The 16,351-nt window shown below is 70.7% G+C and carries 15 protein-coding genes; all 15 read right to left on the bottom strand.

Going from position 1 to position 16,351, the window contains the following annotated elements:
* Window positions 1–25: 25 nt before the first annotated feature.
* Entirely contained in the window at window positions 26–478 is a 453-nt protein-coding gene (locus tag AOM01_RS10555; protein ID WP_156155946.1) for a hypothetical protein, read from the bottom strand.
* Window positions 475–990, bottom strand: a complete 516-nt coding sequence (locus tag AOM01_RS10560; RefSeq protein WP_228374281.1) for an ArsR family transcriptional regulator — start codon at window positions 988–990, stop codon at window positions 475–477. The genes AOM01_RS10555 and AOM01_RS10560 overlap by 4 nt, the downstream gene beginning before the upstream one ends.
* A gap of 834 nt (window positions 991–1,824) precedes the next feature.
* Window positions 1,825–4,584: an alpha-L-rhamnosidase gene (locus AOM01_RS10565; RefSeq protein WP_228374282.1), complete on the bottom strand. Its 2,760-nt coding sequence runs from the start codon at window positions 4,582–4,584 to the stop codon at window positions 1,825–1,827.
* Between the two features lie 2 nt (window positions 4,585–4,586).
* Window positions 4,587–5,441 carry a carbohydrate ABC transporter permease gene (locus tag AOM01_RS10570; RefSeq protein WP_082104282.1) on the bottom strand — a complete coding sequence of 285 codons (855 nt, stop codon included), beginning with the start codon at window positions 5,439–5,441 and terminating at the stop codon, window positions 4,587–4,589.
* The gene (locus AOM01_RS10575) at window positions 5,438–6,370 is read right to left on the bottom strand and encodes a carbohydrate ABC transporter permease (RefSeq protein ID WP_062293018.1); all 933 of its coding nucleotides are present in this window, start codon (window positions 6,368–6,370) and stop codon (window positions 5,438–5,440) included. Before AOM01_RS10575 ends, AOM01_RS10570 begins: the two co-directional genes overlap by 4 nt.
* Before the next feature lie 75 nt (window positions 6,371–6,445).
* The gene (locus AOM01_RS10580; protein ID WP_062293021.1) at window positions 6,446–7,783 is read right to left on the bottom strand and encodes an ABC transporter substrate-binding protein; all 1,338 of its coding nucleotides are present in this window, start codon (window positions 7,781–7,783) and stop codon (window positions 6,446–6,448) included.
* 227 nt (window positions 7,784–8,010) lie between these two features.
* Window positions 8,011–9,027, bottom strand: a complete 1,017-nt coding sequence (locus AOM01_RS10585) for a LacI family DNA-binding transcriptional regulator (protein WP_062293023.1) — start codon at window positions 9,025–9,027, stop codon at window positions 8,011–8,013.
* Between the two features lie 316 nt (window positions 9,028–9,343).
* A complete protein-coding gene (gene dinB, locus AOM01_RS10590; protein ID WP_062293026.1) occupies window positions 9,344–10,564 on the bottom strand; it encodes a DNA polymerase IV in 1,221 nt (406 codons plus the stop codon).
* A gap of 100 nt (window positions 10,565–10,664) precedes the next feature.
* The gene (locus AOM01_RS10595) at window positions 10,665–11,300 is read right to left on the bottom strand and encodes a LysE family translocator (RefSeq protein ID WP_062293159.1); all 636 of its coding nucleotides are present in this window, start codon (window positions 11,298–11,300) and stop codon (window positions 10,665–10,667) included.
* The gene (locus tag AOM01_RS10600; RefSeq protein WP_062293029.1) at window positions 11,297–12,241 is read right to left on the bottom strand and encodes a hypothetical protein; all 945 of its coding nucleotides are present in this window, start codon (window positions 12,239–12,241) and stop codon (window positions 11,297–11,299) included. The genes AOM01_RS10595 and AOM01_RS10600 overlap by 4 nt, the downstream gene beginning before the upstream one ends.
* Before the next feature lie 99 nt (window positions 12,242–12,340).
* Complete coding sequence (locus AOM01_RS10605; protein ID WP_062293032.1) at window positions 12,341–12,697, bottom strand: nuclear transport factor 2 family protein; 357 nt, start codon at window positions 12,695–12,697, stop codon at window positions 12,341–12,343.
* Window positions 12,698–12,761: 64 nt separating this feature from the next.
* A complete protein-coding gene (ribB, locus tag AOM01_RS10610; protein WP_062293035.1) occupies window positions 12,762–13,382 on the bottom strand; it encodes a 3,4-dihydroxy-2-butanone-4-phosphate synthase in 621 nt (206 codons plus the stop codon).
* On the bottom strand, window positions 13,379–14,365 hold the full coding sequence (locus AOM01_RS10615) for a sugar-binding transcriptional regulator (protein WP_228374283.1): 987 nt from the start codon (window positions 14,363–14,365) through the stop codon (window positions 13,379–13,381). The genes ribB and AOM01_RS10615 overlap by 4 nt, the downstream gene beginning before the upstream one ends.
* Before the next feature lie 127 nt (window positions 14,366–14,492).
* The gene (locus AOM01_RS10620; RefSeq protein WP_062293038.1) at window positions 14,493–15,437 is read right to left on the bottom strand and encodes a transketolase family protein; all 945 of its coding nucleotides are present in this window, start codon (window positions 15,435–15,437) and stop codon (window positions 14,493–14,495) included.
* Window positions 15,434–16,351 carry a transketolase gene (locus AOM01_RS10625; RefSeq protein ID WP_082110183.1) on the bottom strand — a complete coding sequence of 306 codons (918 nt, stop codon included), beginning with the start codon at window positions 16,349–16,351 and terminating at the stop codon, window positions 15,434–15,436. Before AOM01_RS10625 ends, AOM01_RS10620 begins: the two co-directional genes overlap by 4 nt.

Raw genomic sequence — 16,351 nt, forward strand, 5'->3', positions numbered from 1 at the left:
CTTCGCGAAACTCGCAGGGGTCCGCTCATCCTCCGGCTTTGCGCGCGAGCGCCGCCGCATGGAGTTCCTGTGCCGCGCGTTCGGCGAGGTCCGCGTCAGCGGCGCCGACCGGCTTCGCGTCGAAGTGGCTTTGGTTACGGGCTCGGCGCAAGCGGTCGAAGCGGCGTGCGGCCGCGTCGCCCGGCGGCGTGTCGAGGATGGCACGCAGGAATCGTCCGAGCGCTTCGTGCTGGCCGGGCCCATTGGTGGTGCGGTAGCCGTGCGCCGCGAGGAGGGCCTCGCCGACGTCGTGCGCGGCGTCGTAGGCGATGTCGTACTTCACCCCGGCGCTGGTGAGCAATGGGAGCTGACTGATCCGATCGGCGGCGGCCGCGAGGAACGCCCGGGCGCGCGCCTGGTCCGGGACGACCTTCTCGAGCCGCCGGGCAGCGACCAGAGCGTCCACGGCCTGCTGCTGCGTGGCGCTCAGCGGCGTCACGGCCATTGCTCGCCTCCGATGATCGGCACGGTCGGACTGCTGCGCACCTGGTCGAGGAACCCGGAGTCCCCGCGAGCCTCATCGGGGGTGAGGATGGTCGCGTTGACCGGCCGATGCACGAACTCCTCGGCACGATCACATGCCCGATACACCGACTCCGGGTCGGGCGCGCCGATCACCATCACGTCGATGTCATTCGGCGCCGCCCCCGCGACGCCGCGCATGCGGGCGGCGAACGAACCGTAGAGGAACGCAGCCTCGATTCCATCGATCCGCGCGAACTCCTCGGCGAGGAGCGCCACGGGCCCCGTCGCGATGAGGAGGATCTCGCGCAGCGGCGGAACCAGCGGGCTCGAGTCGCTTGCGCGGAGCATGCGCGTGCGTCCGACAAGCCGTTCGGCGAGGATACCGGCATCCAGCAATCGCGCGACTTCTCGGTGCGCGGTGGGATAGGCCAGGTCGGCCCGTGACGCGAGGTCGGTGAGGCTGATCTCATCGTCGCCGAGGATCACGACCGAGAGCAGGCGCGCTTGCCCCTCCGACCGGAAGATCGGGGCGAGGAGCGGCGGCTCTGTTCTCATATAATGGAGATTATCCTCCAATATAGCGATCCGTCAACGGTCGAGCTCAATGGGACTCGGAACTTCAGCTGCCTGCGCTCCGCCTTGGACTGCCCGCCCACGCCGCGACGACGAACCTTTCGCGACGCTCGCCGTTTTCATGCACTTTCACGCGTGATCGGCGGCGCGCACACACGCGCCGGAAACCCCGGGAGCGACCTACCAGGAGATTCATGCGAGGCGGCGGTGTGCGATTCGCTGGCGGCCGCCCCGGACCGCGCGAAGGTGCATGAAAACGGCGAGCATCCATACACGACGTGCACGCGTCGGACCTCGAGGCGCTGACGGCAGATCACGCCCCGCCGCCGCACAACGACGTCGGCGCCCTCCCTGGGAGCCGCCGCGGCGCCCCGCCGCCATGGAGGGGACCTTGACGGTGAGGAGGCGGGTCGACAGAGGGCATGTTGATTTGCGATCGGGGCTCGACCCAACGGTGCCACCGAGTGGTGCCGATAGGCGCCGCGGACTGTGCGCGCAGATTGAGCGCGAATGAGACAGCCGCTGATCGGATCACACGCTGCTCGAACGAACGACTGACCTGGTCTGGCGCTAGAAGGGTGCTAGCACCCCGATAGGGAGCGATGCACGCTCCCCACTCCCCGACTCACCAAGGATCGCACCGTGACCGAGGACTCGTCGCACGACGAGTACATCGACGCCGCACGCGAATCCCACCCTGAGTCCCGTGGAGGCCCGCCATGACGTGGTGACGGGCCTCCACGGAGATCAGAGCTCCGCCAGCGCCTTGCCGATGACGTCAACCACACCGGGCGGCATCACCAGGGCCTGCTTGCGGAAGGTGCCGCGCGGTCCCCACTGCACCGAGCGGAGGAACTCGCTGGTGCCGTCCGGGCCCAACGTCGAGACGAGCGCGCGGCGGATCGCGGCGTAGGCGATGTCGCTCCTGCGGATCTCGATGAGGGGCGTGTCAACAGTGAACCGCCGCAGCGGCGCCGACGCCGCGGGCGCGGGCGCCATCCACTCGTGATGACCCGAGCCCACCGTGACCGGCTCGTCCGAGCCCGGCAGCGTCACGGCGGCCGACGTGTTGGGCGGCACCACCACCGTCACGCGCACCACATCACCCACGCGCTCCCAGCCGGCCTCGTGGGTGCCGTACGCGGACTCGAACGTGCTGCGGGCGCGGTCGAGCCCATCGAGGATCACCGGGCGCACCTCGAGCGACCGGTACCCCGGCTCGGCGGGTGCGAGTCCGGCGACACGGCGGTGGAGCCAGTCCGCGATGGCGCCGAGCGCGTAGTGATTGAACGACGTCATCTCGCCGGGGTTGACGGAACCATCCTCGAGCATCGAGTCCCACCGTTCCCAGATGGTGGTCGCGCCCATCGTGACGGGGTAGAGCCACGAGGGGTTCTCGTCGTTGAGCACCAGGCGCCCGGCGACGTCCGCGTGGCCGGTGTCGGTGAGGGCGTCCGCGATGAGCGGGGTCCCGACGAACCCGGTGGAGATGCGGTAGCCCGCGCGCTCCACGAGCTCGGCGAGGCGGTCGCCCATCGCCTGCCGGCGGGCGTCGTCCACGACGCCGAAGCCGATCGCCACCGCGTACGAGCTCTGCGCGTCCGACATCAGCCGCCCCGACGGCGTCACATACTCGCCGTGGAAGGCGCCACGGATGCGGGAGGCGAGGGCGCCGTACGTCTCAGCCGACGCATCGTCCCCCAGCACGCGAGCCGCCTCGGCGACCACCGCCGCCGACCGGTAGAAGTACGCGGTGGCGATGAGGTCGCGGTCCGCCTTCGCCTCGACGGGACGCTCGGGCGGCGCGGTCGGGTCCAGCCAGTCGGCAAACTGGAAGTCGCCCTGCCACAGGAGCTTCTCCCCGGCGCGGCCGGCCATCCAGTCCACCCACCGTCGCATGCTCGTGAACTGGCGCGCGAGGGTGTCGCGGTCGCCGAAGCGCTGGTAGAGCGTCCATGGGACCAGCGTCGCGGCGTCGCCCCACGCGGCCGTGCCGATCTCCGCCGACTCCAGGATGTCCGGCACCACGAACGGCACGGAGCCGTCCTCGGTCTGTTCGATCGCGAGGTCCTCGAGCCACGACGCGAGGAACGCGTCGGAGTCGTAGAGGAACGATGCGGTGGGCGCGAAGACCTGGATGTCGCCGGTCCACCCGAGGCGCTCGTCGCGCTGCGGGCAGTCCGTCGGGATGGAGAGGAAGTTGCCGCGCATGGACCACACCACGTTCTCGTGGAGACGGTCCAGCAGCGCATGGGAGGACTCGAACGTGCCGCTGCGGCGCATGTCCGAGCCGACCACGACCGCTGTCACGTTCGCAGGGTCGAGGGTTCCGGGCCAGCCGTCGAGCTGCGCGTAGCGGAAGCCGTGGAACGTGAAGCGCGGCTCCCACACCTCCTCGCGGTCGCCCGCGAGGGTGTAGCGGTCCGTGGCGGCCGCGCGGCGCAGGGTGCGCAGCGCGAGCTCGCCGTTCTCGAGCACCTCCGCGTGGCGCAGCGTGACGGTCGTGCCGGCGGGACCGGACACGCGGATCCTGAGGTGTCCGACGAGGTTCTGCCCGAAGTCGAGCACCGTCGCACCCGAGGGCGTACGGATCACCTCGACGGCCGCGAGCTCCTGGGTCGCGCGGACGGGCGGGCTGGTGCGCGGCACCGGCGCGACCTCGACGGGCGACGATGCGGCGGGCACCCAGGTGGTCGGGTTCTCCTTGCGCGCGTCGACGTGCTCGCCCGCGTAGATCCCGGAGGCGATGACAGGACCTTCATCGGTCACGTCCCACGACCCGTCCGTGACGACCTCCTCGACCGTGCCGTCCGCGTACTCGAGGGTCAGGACCGCCGAGAAGCGCGGCTGGTCGGAGCCGTACATGCACTTCTCGAGTCCGCCCCACCCGTACTTCTCCGCGAACCACCCGGCCGCGAGGTCGACGGTCAGCGTCCTAGCGCCGTCCGTGAGGAGCGCGGTGACGTCGGTGGCGGCGTAGGTGTCGCGCTCGCCGTAGGTGGTCCAGCCGGGCTTGAGCCGCTCGTCGTCGACGGCGACGCCGTCGACGTAGGCCTGGTAGACGCCGTGCGCGGTCGCGTGGAGCATCGCGTTCACGAGCCCCTCGCGGACCTCGACGGTACGACGCAGGCGCACGGGGCACTGCTCGGTGCGCGGGCCGGGATGCGCGATCCACGTCGCGGGCCAGCCATCGCGGACGCCGCATCCGATCGCGACGGGCTCGCTCCACGGCGACCAGCCCGACTCCGTTGAGCGGACGCGAACCTCGAGCGTGCCGGCGTCGTTCGCCTCGAGCGGGCTGAACGGCCAGGGAACCTGCGCCGATGCGGGGCCGACCAGCTCGCGGATGAGCGAGCCGCGGGAGGACACCCAGCGGACCTCGGCGGCGCCTTGGATCCAACCGGCGGCATCCGTGCTGGTCGCCCACGACAGGCGCGGCGTGCGGGTCATGACGATGTCGCCGAACTGTGCCGACTCGACGCGGACGTGGACGCTGGCGGAGGCCACGGTCACCCCTTGACTGCGCCGGAGGTCATTCCGGCGACGATCTGACGGTTGAAGAAGATGTACATGATCAGCATCGGGACGGTGATCAGGAGGATGTCCATGAACAGGAGGTTCCACGACGTCGAGAACTGACCCTGGAAGTTGTAAAGGGTGACCTGGACTGTCGCGCCCTTGTCACCGGGCAGGAAGTACAAGGGGTTCTGGAAGTCGTTGAACACCGTGACCGACTGCACCACGATCACCGTGACGATGACGGAGCGCAGCAGCGGGAAGATCACCTTGAAGAACAGGCGCACGGGTCCGGCGCCGTCCATGGTGGCCGCCTCGTCGAGCTCGCGCGGGATGGTGGAGACGAAGGCGCGGAACATCAGGATGCAGAAGGCCATGCCGAACGCGACCTCGATGAGGATCAGGCCGTGGAGCGTCTTGTAGATGCCCAGCCCCTGCATGACCCAGATGGTGGGCACCACGGCCGGCGGCACGATCAGACCCGCGAGCACCAGGAAGTTGATGAGCGGGTTCCAGCGGCTCTTGCGGCGCTGGAGCACGTAGCCGACCATCGCCGAGACCACGACCATGATCGTGACCGAGCCGACGGTGAGGATCGTCGAGTTGATGAACGCCGTGATGAGGATGTAGTCCCGCGACTGCACCACCTCGACCAGGTTCTCGACGAAAGCCCACTCGGTGGGCCACGAGAACTCGAGCAGGGATGCCTCGGCACGGGTCTTGGATGCCGTCACGAAGATGAACGCGAAGGGCACCAGGAACACGACCGCCGTGACGATGATCCCGGCGAGGCCACCGAGGCGCGAATAGGTGCGGTTGAGCTTCGACGTCTGAACAGCGGTGCTCACTGGTCGACCTCCTTGCGGTTGAGGAACCAGAAGAGCGGGATGATGATCGCCGCCACCAGGACGAAGAGGACCACGTTGCCGGCGGTGGAGAGACCGTAGAAGCCCGCCTGGTACTGCTTGTAGACCACGGACGCGAGCACGTCCGAGCTGAACCCGGGACCGCCCTTCGTCATGGTCCAGATGAGATCGAAGGACCTCAGACCGCCGATGAGCGACAGGATGATCACGGTGGTGGTCGCGGGACGCATGAGCGGAAGGGTCACGTGCCAGAAGCGGTGCCAGGCGTTCGCGCCATCGACCTTCGCGGCCTCGAAGTACTCCTGGGGGATCGCGACGATTCCGGCGATGTAGATCAGTGTGGCGAGGCCGACGCCGCGCCACACGTCGACGAAGGCGACAGAGAAGAGCGCAAGGTCGGGATCGGTGAGCCAGCCCGGCCCCTCGACACCGAAGACGGCGAGGGCCTTGTTGATGAGGCCATCGAACGGGTCCATGAGCACGGAGAACGTCACGCCGACGCCGACCGCGGACACCAGCACGGGGAAGAAGACCACGCTGCGCAGATACCCGCGCGCGATGATCTGGCTCGACAGGAACACTGCGAGCAGCAGGCCGAGCACGACCTTCGCCCCCGACGTGAACGTCGCGTAGAAGAGCGTGTTGAGCAGGCTCTCGAACAGGTAGGGCTCGGCGAAGAAGGTCGTGAAGTTCTCGAGCCCGATGAACTCGGAGTCGAAGATGGTCCAGCGCGTCAGTGCGAAGTAGAACGAGGCGAACGTCGGGATGACGAAGAGCGCGCCGTAGATCACGCCGGCCGGCGCGTAGAACCACATCGGGTAGGTGCTGCGCTTGCGGGCCTTCCGGGTGCGGTCCGGCGCGTCGATCGAGGCAGGGGCTTCCTGCGTGCGTGCGTGAAGTGTGTCAGTCATGAGAGGGCTCCGCTCGCCCTCCGGGCCCCGGCCGAGGCCGGGACCCGGAGGTGTGCTGATGGGTGTGGCGGGGGCTTACCAGCCCTCGAGGCCCAGCTGCTGGGCCTGCTTCTTGACGTCCTCGTCGTAGAGCGCCGCGCCATCCTGGGCCGAGCGGATGCCCGAGCCGACCTCGACCATGATGTTCTCGAGGGCAGGACCCTTGACCGGCGAGAGGAACTCGAGGGCGGGACCCGTGTTGCCCGCGTCGAAGTACGGCAGCATGTCCGCCACCATCTGCGGGACGTCCTCCGGCAGCGTGCAGCCGTCGACGAAGTACGGGCCCTGGGCACCCACGGCCTCGGTTTGCACGTCGCAGGCCTCGGGGGTGGCGACCCAGTTGAGGAAGTCCTTCGCGGCGTCGGCGTGCTCAGAGGTGGCCGGGATGTAGTAGCCCGGGGACAGCCAGGTGGTGAGCGGGCTGTCGCCCGAGGTGCCGGGGATGGCGAACAGGCCGACGTCGTTGAGGTTGTCGGGGTTGTTCGCCTGCAGCTCAGAGAACGCGAACGTCAGCATCGGGTAGTGCGCACCCTCACCGGTCGCGACCATGCGCATGCCGTCGGACAGGCCGGCCGAGGCGAAGTCCTTGTTGAGGTATCCGGCGTCGGCGACGTCCTGGAGGTGCTGGAAGCCGTCGATCGCGGGCGAGCCGTCGGCGTACTTCGCCTCGTTGGCGGTGTACTTGTCCGCCCACTCGGGGTCGACCGCGAGGACGTTGGCGAAGTCACCCAGGACGAACAGCTGCGACGTCCACGTCTCGCCGTAGGTCTGAACCACGGGAGCGGCGTCGGACTGCTCGGCGATGACCTCGTTGTTGGCCATGAACTCGTCCCATGTGGTCGGGACCTCGAGGCCGAGCTCCTCGTACAGCGGGATGTTGTAGAGGATGCCGCCGCCCATCGCGGTGCCCGCGGGGATGCCGTAGACGCCACCGTCGGCCGTGACTCCCGCCTTGAAGGTGTCGGACACGGCCGACATGTTCTCGACGTCGTCCAGAGGGAGCAGCGTCTTCGACGGCGCGAGCGCCTGGAAGAGCGAGCCCGAGTTGTAGACGAAGATGTCGGTCATGTCGCCGGTCTGAAGACGGGTCTTGACGATGTTGTCGCCCTCCGTGCCGCCGGGACGCTGCTCGATGTCGAACGTCACGTTCGGGTGCGCCTCGGTGTAGGCCGCCGTCAGCGCCTCGGCGATGCCGACGGTGACCTCAGCGTTGTCGACCAGGAAGCTGAGCTCGACGGGCTCGTCGGAAACACCCGCGCCGGCCGAATCGCTCGCCGACGGCGAGCTCGCGGTCGAGCAGGCCGCGAGGCCGAGCGCGGAGACCGCAAACACTGCGGGTAGCGCGATCACGCGCCGGTTGAAAGTGAAAGGCATCGTTGTCCTCCTCCTTGGTCAGCCAGGCTCCAATGCCGTGCCGATGAACGGATTCAATCACAGATTGAGCGTGATTGGCTACCGTGAATGTAACGGTTCAGCATCGGGCGCGGGTTTCGCAGCGCACGACACCGCGTGCCTGCGCGTCCGCGCGCCGCGGCGACATGCCCCCGACCGACCGTCCCGAGAGGTCGCGGGGGGCGCAGCGCGGCGCGCCGTGCGCGGCACTAGCGGGGCGCGACCGTGCTGGCTCGCACCACGAGCTCCGGGACCAGCCGGAACTGCTCATGACGATGGGGCTGGCCGGTCGACGTGCGCTCCTCGTCCAGGAGCAGCCTGAGCGCCTCCGCCGCGATCGTGGCCCGAGGCTGAGCGATGGACGTCAGCGGCACGCTCGCCGTCCTGGCGTAGTCGATGTCGTCGTAGCCCACCAACGCGACGTCGGACGGCACCTGGATGCCCGCCGCCTGAAGCTCCGCGAGCACGCCCAGCGCCACAAGGTCGTTGGCCGCGAAGATCCCGTCCGGCCGGTCGCGCGGGTCGAGCGCGGCGATCCGCGCGCCGACGACGCGCCCCTGGTCCACCGTCAGGTCCGGCACCTCGAAGACGCTGAGCAGCGCCCCCGGCGTCGCGTCCACGGCGCGCGACACGCCCGCGAGGCGATCCGTGACCTGCGCGAGAGGGCCACCGACGAACGCGAGGCGCCGTCTCCCCTGCTCGATCAGGTGGTGCGCCGCGAGATGGCCACCCGCGGTACCGTCGAGCGAGACCGAGCAGAACTGCTCGCCGTCCGCATGTTCATCCAGGAGCACGATCGGCATGCCGCGGTCGTGCGCCGCGACCAGGCCCGCAGTGACGCCGCGCACAGGCGCGACGATCAGGCCGCGCGCGCGAGACTCCTCGAACATGGTGAGGAGGCGCGCCTCAAGCTCCGGATCCTGGTCGCTGCTGGCGATCACCACCGGAGAACCCTCGTGCTGCGCGAGGTCCTGCACCACGTGCGCGACGTCCGCGAAGAAGGGGTTGCCGACATTGAGCACGAGCATGCCGATGGTGTCCGAGCGCCCGCCGCGCAGCTGCCGCGCGTGCGAGTTGGGCACGAAGCCGAGCTCCCGTATCGCGCGCTGCACCCGCTCGACGTTCTCGGGGCTCACCGTGGTCAGGCCGTTGACCACGTTCGACACGGTGCCCATCGAGACGCCCGCACGCTCCGCGACCTCGCGAACGCCGACCTTCTGCCGCATCGAGCCCTCCCCACGTCCTCACATGTACGGCCCGACCCGGGTCCGCTCGCTCCGGTGATGGACGTCAGCGGCGACGACTCGGGGCCCGCGTGGGCGGCCTGGCACGATGCTACACCGCAAATGAACGCTTTCATTGCGGCCGGCACTCACGCCCTTGCGCCGCCGCGTGGGCTGGCGGCACACCCGACGGTTGGCATCCCCTGGATGCATCGGTCACGCACCGCGAACGCGCGTGCGGGTGCGCGCGAGAACGAGGCGCTCGGGGTTCGCAATGCACGCTCCGGGATCGCGCTAGCGATCCGGGTCCTGCAGCCGCCTACTCGTGTTCAGGCAGCCGCGGCGCCGACACACCTGGATCACGACCGATGAGCGCCGCGCGCGTGACGGCGGCGGCGCCGAACCGATCGCGGACCGCATCGAGGGCGGTATCGAGGGCGGTGTCGGGGGCGCTGTCGATGCCCGCCCCGTCGTTCAAGTCGATCGGAAGCTCGAGTTGAACCTCGCCGGCGCGGGTCAGCTGCGCGAGCGAGACGCCGATGAGGGTGACGCCACGCGCGGCGATGTCGGGACCCGCGGCAGCGAGCAATCGCTGGGCGACGGCGAGCAGCACCTCGGTGCGATCGGTAGGCGCGGCGAGCGTGTGCGATCGGGTCGCCTTCGCGAAGTCGCCGTAGCGCAGCCTCAGGACCACGGTGGCGCACGACGATCCGCGGTCGCGCAGGCGCTTCGCGAGGCCGTCGACGATCTGGGTGGCGATCAGCCCGAGCTCACCAGCCGTGTACGACCGACTGCCGAGCGCGCGCTGCGAGCCGATGGATCCGTGGCGCTTGGTGGTGTCGACGGGCCGCGGGTCCCGGAGCCGGGCCAGCGCGTGCAGATGCGCGCCGGCCGCCTTGCCGAGCCACTGCTCGGCAGTCGCGGATTCGAGCTCGGCCAGCTGCCCGACGGTGTAGACGCCGTTGCGGTGCAGCTTCTCCGCGGTCACCGCGCCCACGCCCCAGAGCCGTTCGACCGGGAGCGGATGAAGGAACGCCTCCTCGCGGTCAGGCGCCACCACGAGGAGCCCGTCGGGCTTGCTGACCGCGCTCGCCACCTTCGCGAGGAACTTGGTTCTCGCGACGCCTACCGAGATCGGGATCCCGACCTCGGCACGCACGCGTTCCCGCAGGCGCACGGCGATCTCCTCGGGTGACCCGGCCAGGCGGCGAAGCCCCCCGACCTCGAGGAACGCCTCGTCGATCGAGATTCCCTCCACGTACGGCGTGGTGTCGTGGAATATCGCGAACACCGCACGGCTGGCGGCGGAGTAGACCTCCATGCGGGGCGGGACGACGATGGCGTCAGGACAGAGCGCACGCGCCCGCTGCACCCCCATCGGGGTGCGAACGCCCCGCGCTTTGGCTTCATAGCTCGCGGCCACCACCACGCCGCCGCCCACGATCACGGGCCGTCCGCGCAGTGCGGGATCGTCCCGTTGCTCGACCGAGGCGTAGAACGCGTCGAGGTCGGCGTGGAGCACGGTCGCTTCGCCCCGCATCCCACACCTCCTGCCGCCACACGGTCCTCCAGGAATGGTCTCACCGCCGCCCGACATCGCAGTCGCGCGGTGCCGGGTCGACGGGTCGCGCCGACTCGGCCTAGCGGTGCGCGAGCGCCAGGCGGACCCCCATCACGAGCAGCACAGTCCCCGCGACCGCGTCGACGACCCGCACGCCACGCGCGCTCGCCAGCCACCGCCGCGCGTAGCCCGCGCCCAGGATGATCAGCGCGAACCACGCCAGCCCCAGGGCCGCGTGCACCGCCGCGAGCAGCAGTCCCACCGCGAGCGGCGAGTACCCGTCCGGGATGAACTGCGGGATGGTCGCGATATAGAACACCCCGATCTTGGGGTTGAGCAGGTTGGTGGTGAAGCCCGTCGCGAGCGCCCGCCCGACCCCGCGCGGACCGGGCGCGGGCGCGAGGGCGACCGCCGCATCGTCCCCTCGCGCGGCCCGCCACAGCATGCGTCCGCCCAGGTAGACGATGTACGCCGCGCCGCCCCACGTCACCGCGCGGAACGCCCACTCGGACGCCGCGAGCAGGGCGGCCGCGCCTACCGCGGCGGCGGCGCCCCACACGAACAGCCCGAGCGTGATGCCGAGCGCCGCTGCGGCGGCCTGGCGCCGGCCGCCCACCAGGGTCGAGCGCAGCACCAGCGTGGTGTCGATCCCGGGCACGACGGTGAGCAGGAGCGCGACCGCGCCGAAGCCGAGCACGGCCTGAGAGAGCGTCATGGGGCGACTGTAGAGCGGTCGGGCACGGGCGAGCGGCGCGCCGCCACCGTCCGCCACACGGCGACCGCGCCCACGATCGCGACGGCGACCACCATCCGCTCGACCGCACCGCCGTCAGGCCCGAGCGCCATCCGGAACACCTGCCCGCCCGCCGACGGGATCTCCGAGGGGAACTGCAGGTACATGGGCGTCAGCACGTAGGACATCGCGGTCACCAGAGCCGGCACCACCCACAGCATCACGAGGATCGCGACCGTCGCGACGCCGCGGCGCACGGTCACGAATCCGCTCCACGCCGCGGCGGCCGCGGCACCCCACCAGGGCGCCCAGACCAGCACCCGGGAGAGGGGGCTCGCGGCCACCTCGTAGCCGAACACGTCGGGGTTGTAGGCGATCGCGTCGAGCCAGAAACCCAGCGCGATCGAGGCGGCGGCCAGCGCCACCGCGGTGCCCGCGACGCCCGCGGTCGCGATGGCCCGGAGGATGCCCGCGCCCAGCGCGATGCAGAACAGCGACCCCAGCACCAGGGCCCAGAGGTAGGCGCGCGAGCGGCCGTCGTCGCCGAGCCCGGACTGCAGCGCGAAGGCGCTCTGCGCGAGCGCGGCCAGCTGGACCACTGCCACTCCCGCCGCCGCGGCTCGGTACGGGAGCGCGCGCCCGCGGCGGCGCACCAATCGCAGGACCGCCCCGGCGAGGGCGCCGCCCACCACGAGCATCGCCGCGATCTGCGTGACGTAGTACTGGTTGAGCGGGAGCAGCGCGAGCGGCATGTCGTCGGGCAGGGTCTGCTCGACCCAGATGTTCTGCAGCGGCAGGTGGAGCCCCGTCAGCAGCCACGGGATGAGGGCCGCCCATGCTGCGACCAGGCCGATCCCGAGCGCCGCGACGGTGGCGCCCACACTCGCGCGGGCATCGCTGCGCGTGGTCGTGTCCGTGCTCATGCGATCAGCCCCCCGGTGCTCGTACCAGCCGCTACGCACCCTACCCGGGCGCGCGAGCGGGTAGGGGGACGATGCGCGGGCCGCGCGGGCAAGCGCCGTTCAGTCCGCAGTCTCCCGTGGGGTCATGTACCACTCGATGAACCTCGCCGCGCGGCCGTCGGGCGCGAACCACACCTCCCACAGGTTGGTGTAGCTCTCGTGGCCCGGGTAGTCGACTGTGCCCGTGATGATGCCGAGCTCGTCATTCTCGATGAGGACCGCGAGGCTGTAGGTCGGGTCCGACGGCTCGGGTTGCTTCCACGCCTCGACGATCGCGTCGATGCCCTTCACCGGCTCCGGGTCGTTGGGCCGGAACCAGTACTCGGCTTCGTCGGTGAAGAGGGCGCGGATGTCCTCGTCGGACTTCGATTCCCATGCCTTGATGTAGCCGTCCAGCCAGTCGCTCGTGCGGGTCATGGTTCGTGTCTACCCGGCCCGGCGCGAAGGCGCCATCCGAGCGGGCGGTGCGGGCGCATCGTCCCTACCGCTGGGTGAGGTGCTCCACCAGCTCGTCGATCGACACCTGCACGAGGCCGTGACGGCGCGAGAACGCGCGCAGCGCCTCGCCGCGGAGCATCTCGCCGTCGTCGCCCGCGATCTCGCAGATCACGCCGGCGGGCGCGAGCCCGGCAAGGCGAGCGAGGTCGATGGCGGCCTCGGTGTGGCCGGGGCGCGCGACCACGCCGCCGTCCACCGCGACGAGCGGGAACAGGTGGCCAGGGCGCACCAGGTCCGCGGCGGTCGCGGAGGAGTCGTGGAGCAGCGCGACGGCGCGGGCGCGGTCCGATGCGGAGATGCCGGTCGTGATGCCCTGCGCCGCATCAACCGAGACGGTGAAGGCGGTGCGGAGGACCTCCTGATTCACCTCCACCATGGGCGCCAGGCCCAGCTCCGCGGCACGCGCGGCGGTGATGGGCGCGCAGATGAGGCCGCGGCACTCGCGCATCATGAACGCGATCCACCCGGGGGTGGCGTGCTCGGCGGCGATGATGAGGTCGCCCTCGTCCTCGCGGTCCGGGTGGTCGGTCACGACGACCGGGAGGCCGGCCGCGATGGCGGCCACCGCATCGTCCACGGCGGCGCGCGTGATGACCGCCGTCACTCGTCGCCCACCAGCGCGCGGGCGCTGTCGACATCCGTGATGAGGACGTTGACCCAGCCACCGGTCAGGGCTGCGCGGACCGCGGGGAGCTTGCGCGCCCCGCCGGCCACCGCGATGCGGCGCGGGATGGCGCGGAGCGCCTCGGGCGAGATGCCGATGACGCGCTCGTCGAACTCGGTACGGACGGGCTCGCCGTCGGCGTCGAAATAGCGCAGGCACACGTCGCCCACGGCCCCGACGCCGCGCAGCGCCTCCTGGTCCGCGTCCGCGATGGCGTTTCCGGAGCTGGCGAGGAGCGGGCTGGGCTCCGTGGTGCCGATCCCCACGAGCGCCATGGTGAGCTGCGGCCAGTGCGAGGCGACCGTGAGCACGGACGCATCCGCCATGAGCGAGTCGCGCGCGGCCACGGAGCCCAGGAGCCCGGGCGCGGGAAGGAAGATGGGCTCGGCGCCGGTGGCATTCGCGAGGCCGGTCAGCAGGCGCGTGGCCTCCACCTGGACCCGGGACTCCCCCACGCCGCCCACCAGCTGCACCACCGTGGACGCCACCTGGGTGGTGAAGGGCCGCAGCGAGTCGACGGCCGCGAGCAACGAGGAGCTCCACGAGGAGATGCCGATGCGGTCGCCGCCGATGAGGGTGGTCTCGAGGTAGGAGGCGGCCGCGGAGCCGAGCGCGCGGATCTCGTCGTCGCCGCCCGCGTCGACCACGACGGCCTCGACGAGGCCGAAGTCCTTCTCGAGGCGGCTCTCGAGGTCGGTGAACACGCCCGTGGGCTCGGACACCGTGGTGCGGACGATGCCCGCCTCGACGGCGCGCTTGAGCAGCCGCGAGACGCGGGGCTGGGAGACGTGGAGCTCGCTGGCGATGTCCGCCTGGCGCAGCCCCTGCTCGTGATACATGCGGGCGATGCGCACCATGAGGCGCGTGTGCTCGTCCGCGCCGGCATAGCGGCGTCCGGGTGTCGGCATGTCACCGAGGCGCACGGGGTCTCCCTTGGTCGGGCTTCATCGAACTTGGTCGGAAATCAGTGGTGCAAGTTTATGCGACCTCTACGCAGCGGCGCCCCGCGGGTTTCCGCGGGGCGCCGCCAGGGAGGAGACGAAGCCGGGTTCAGGCGCCGACGATCTCCGACGCCGCCTCGGCGATCCCGGTCGCGCTGATCCCGAAGTGGTCGAGCAACCAGCCCACCTCGCCCGTGGGGGCGAAGCCCGTGACTCCCACGAAGCGCATCGGGACCGGCTGGTGCTGCACCACCAGCTCCGCGACGGCGCCGCCGAGACCGCTCGTGAGCGCCTCCTCGACCGTGACGATGCCCTTGGTCTCGGCCGCGGCGGCGAGGATCGCGTCCTTGTCGAGGGGCGAGATGGTCGGCATGGAGAGCACCCGAGCGGACACGCCCCGCGACGCGAGCAGCTCGGCCGCGTCGAGCGCGCGCGACACCACGGTGCCGGTCGCGATCAGCGTGACGTCCGAGCCCTCGCGCAGGGTCACGGCCTTGCCCGGAGCGAACTCGTAGCCCGCCGGGTTGACGTCCGGCACGCCCATGCGGGACACGCGGATGAACACCGGGCCGTCGTGCTGAGCGGCCCAGCGGACCGCCTGGCGCGTCTCCTCGGGGTCCGAGGGCACCACGACGGTGAGGTTCGGGATGGCGCGCAGCCACGCGAGGTCCTCGATCGAGTGGTGGGTCGGGCCCAGCTCGCCGTACGCCATTCCGGGGCTCTGGCCCACCAGCACCATGTGGTGCTCGGAGTAGGCCGCGTCCACCTTGATCTGCTCCATCGCGCGGGCGGTGAGGAAGCACGAGGCCGCGGAGACGAACGGGATCTTCCCGCCGTTCGCGAGGCCCGCGCCCACGCCCACCATGTCCTGCTCGGCGATGCCGACGTTGATGAGGCGCTCGGGGAACTCGGACTGGAACGGGCCCAGCTTCGACGAGCCCACGGAGTCGTTGACCACCGCGACGATCCGGGGGTCCGCCTGGCCCAGCTCCACCAGGGTCTCGACCCAGGCGTCGCGGCAGTCGTGCAGCTTCTTCTCGGCGGTGGCGGTCATGACTGCTCCAGCTCGGTGAGGGCCGCCTCGACCTGCTCGGCAGACGGCACCTTGTGGTGCCAGGCGACGTTGTCGGACATGAAGGAGATCGGGTGACCCTTCATGGTGTGCGCCACGATCGCGGTGGGCTTGCCCGAGGCCGCAGGCACGTTCGCGAACGCGTCGCGCAGCGCGCCGTGGTCGTGGCCGTCGAGCTCGATGACCTCCATGCCGAACGCGCGGAGCTTGTCCGGGAGCGGCTCGAGGTCGTTGGTGTCGGCCACGCGCGCGCCCTGCTGGAGGCGGTTGCGGTCGACGATCACGCACAGGTTGGCGAGGCCGTGGTTGCCCGCGGTCATGAGGGCCTCCCAGTTGGAGCCCTCCTGCATCTCGCCGTCGCCGGTCACCACGAAGGTGCGGCGAGCGGAGCCGTCGAGCTTGCCGGCGATCGCGGTGCCCACCGCGATGGGCAGGCCGTGGCCCAGCGGGCCGGTGCTGGCCTCGACCGCGGCGATCTTGGTGCGCGCCGGGTGGCCGTTGAGCTGCGACATGGGCTGCATGAACGTGCTGAGGTCGTCGGGGTCGATGAACCCGGCGGCCGCGAGCGTCGTGTACAGCGCGGCAGCGGCGTGACCCTTGGACAGGATGAACCGGTCGCGGTCGGGGTCGCCCAGCAGCTCGGGGCCCATGTGCAGCGAGTCGAGGTACAGCGTCACCAGGATGTCGATGACGGAGAACTCGCCGCCGATGTGGCCCAGGCCGGCGGCCCGCACCATCCGGATGTCGCGGCCGCGGACGGCGCGGGCGGCGGCGCGCAGGTGCGCGATCGCCTCCTCGCGGGTCGCGCCCTCGGGCACGCGCCCGATCACGGTGAAGGCCTCCTGGGGCACGTCCTCGACGTGCACCTCGGGGACCAGATCTTCTTCGACAGTCAT

Origin of the sequence: Demequina phytophila (assembly GCF_000971135.1) — a bacterium.
Lineage (GTDB): Bacteria > Actinomycetota > Actinomycetes > Actinomycetales > Demequinaceae > Demequina > Demequina phytophila.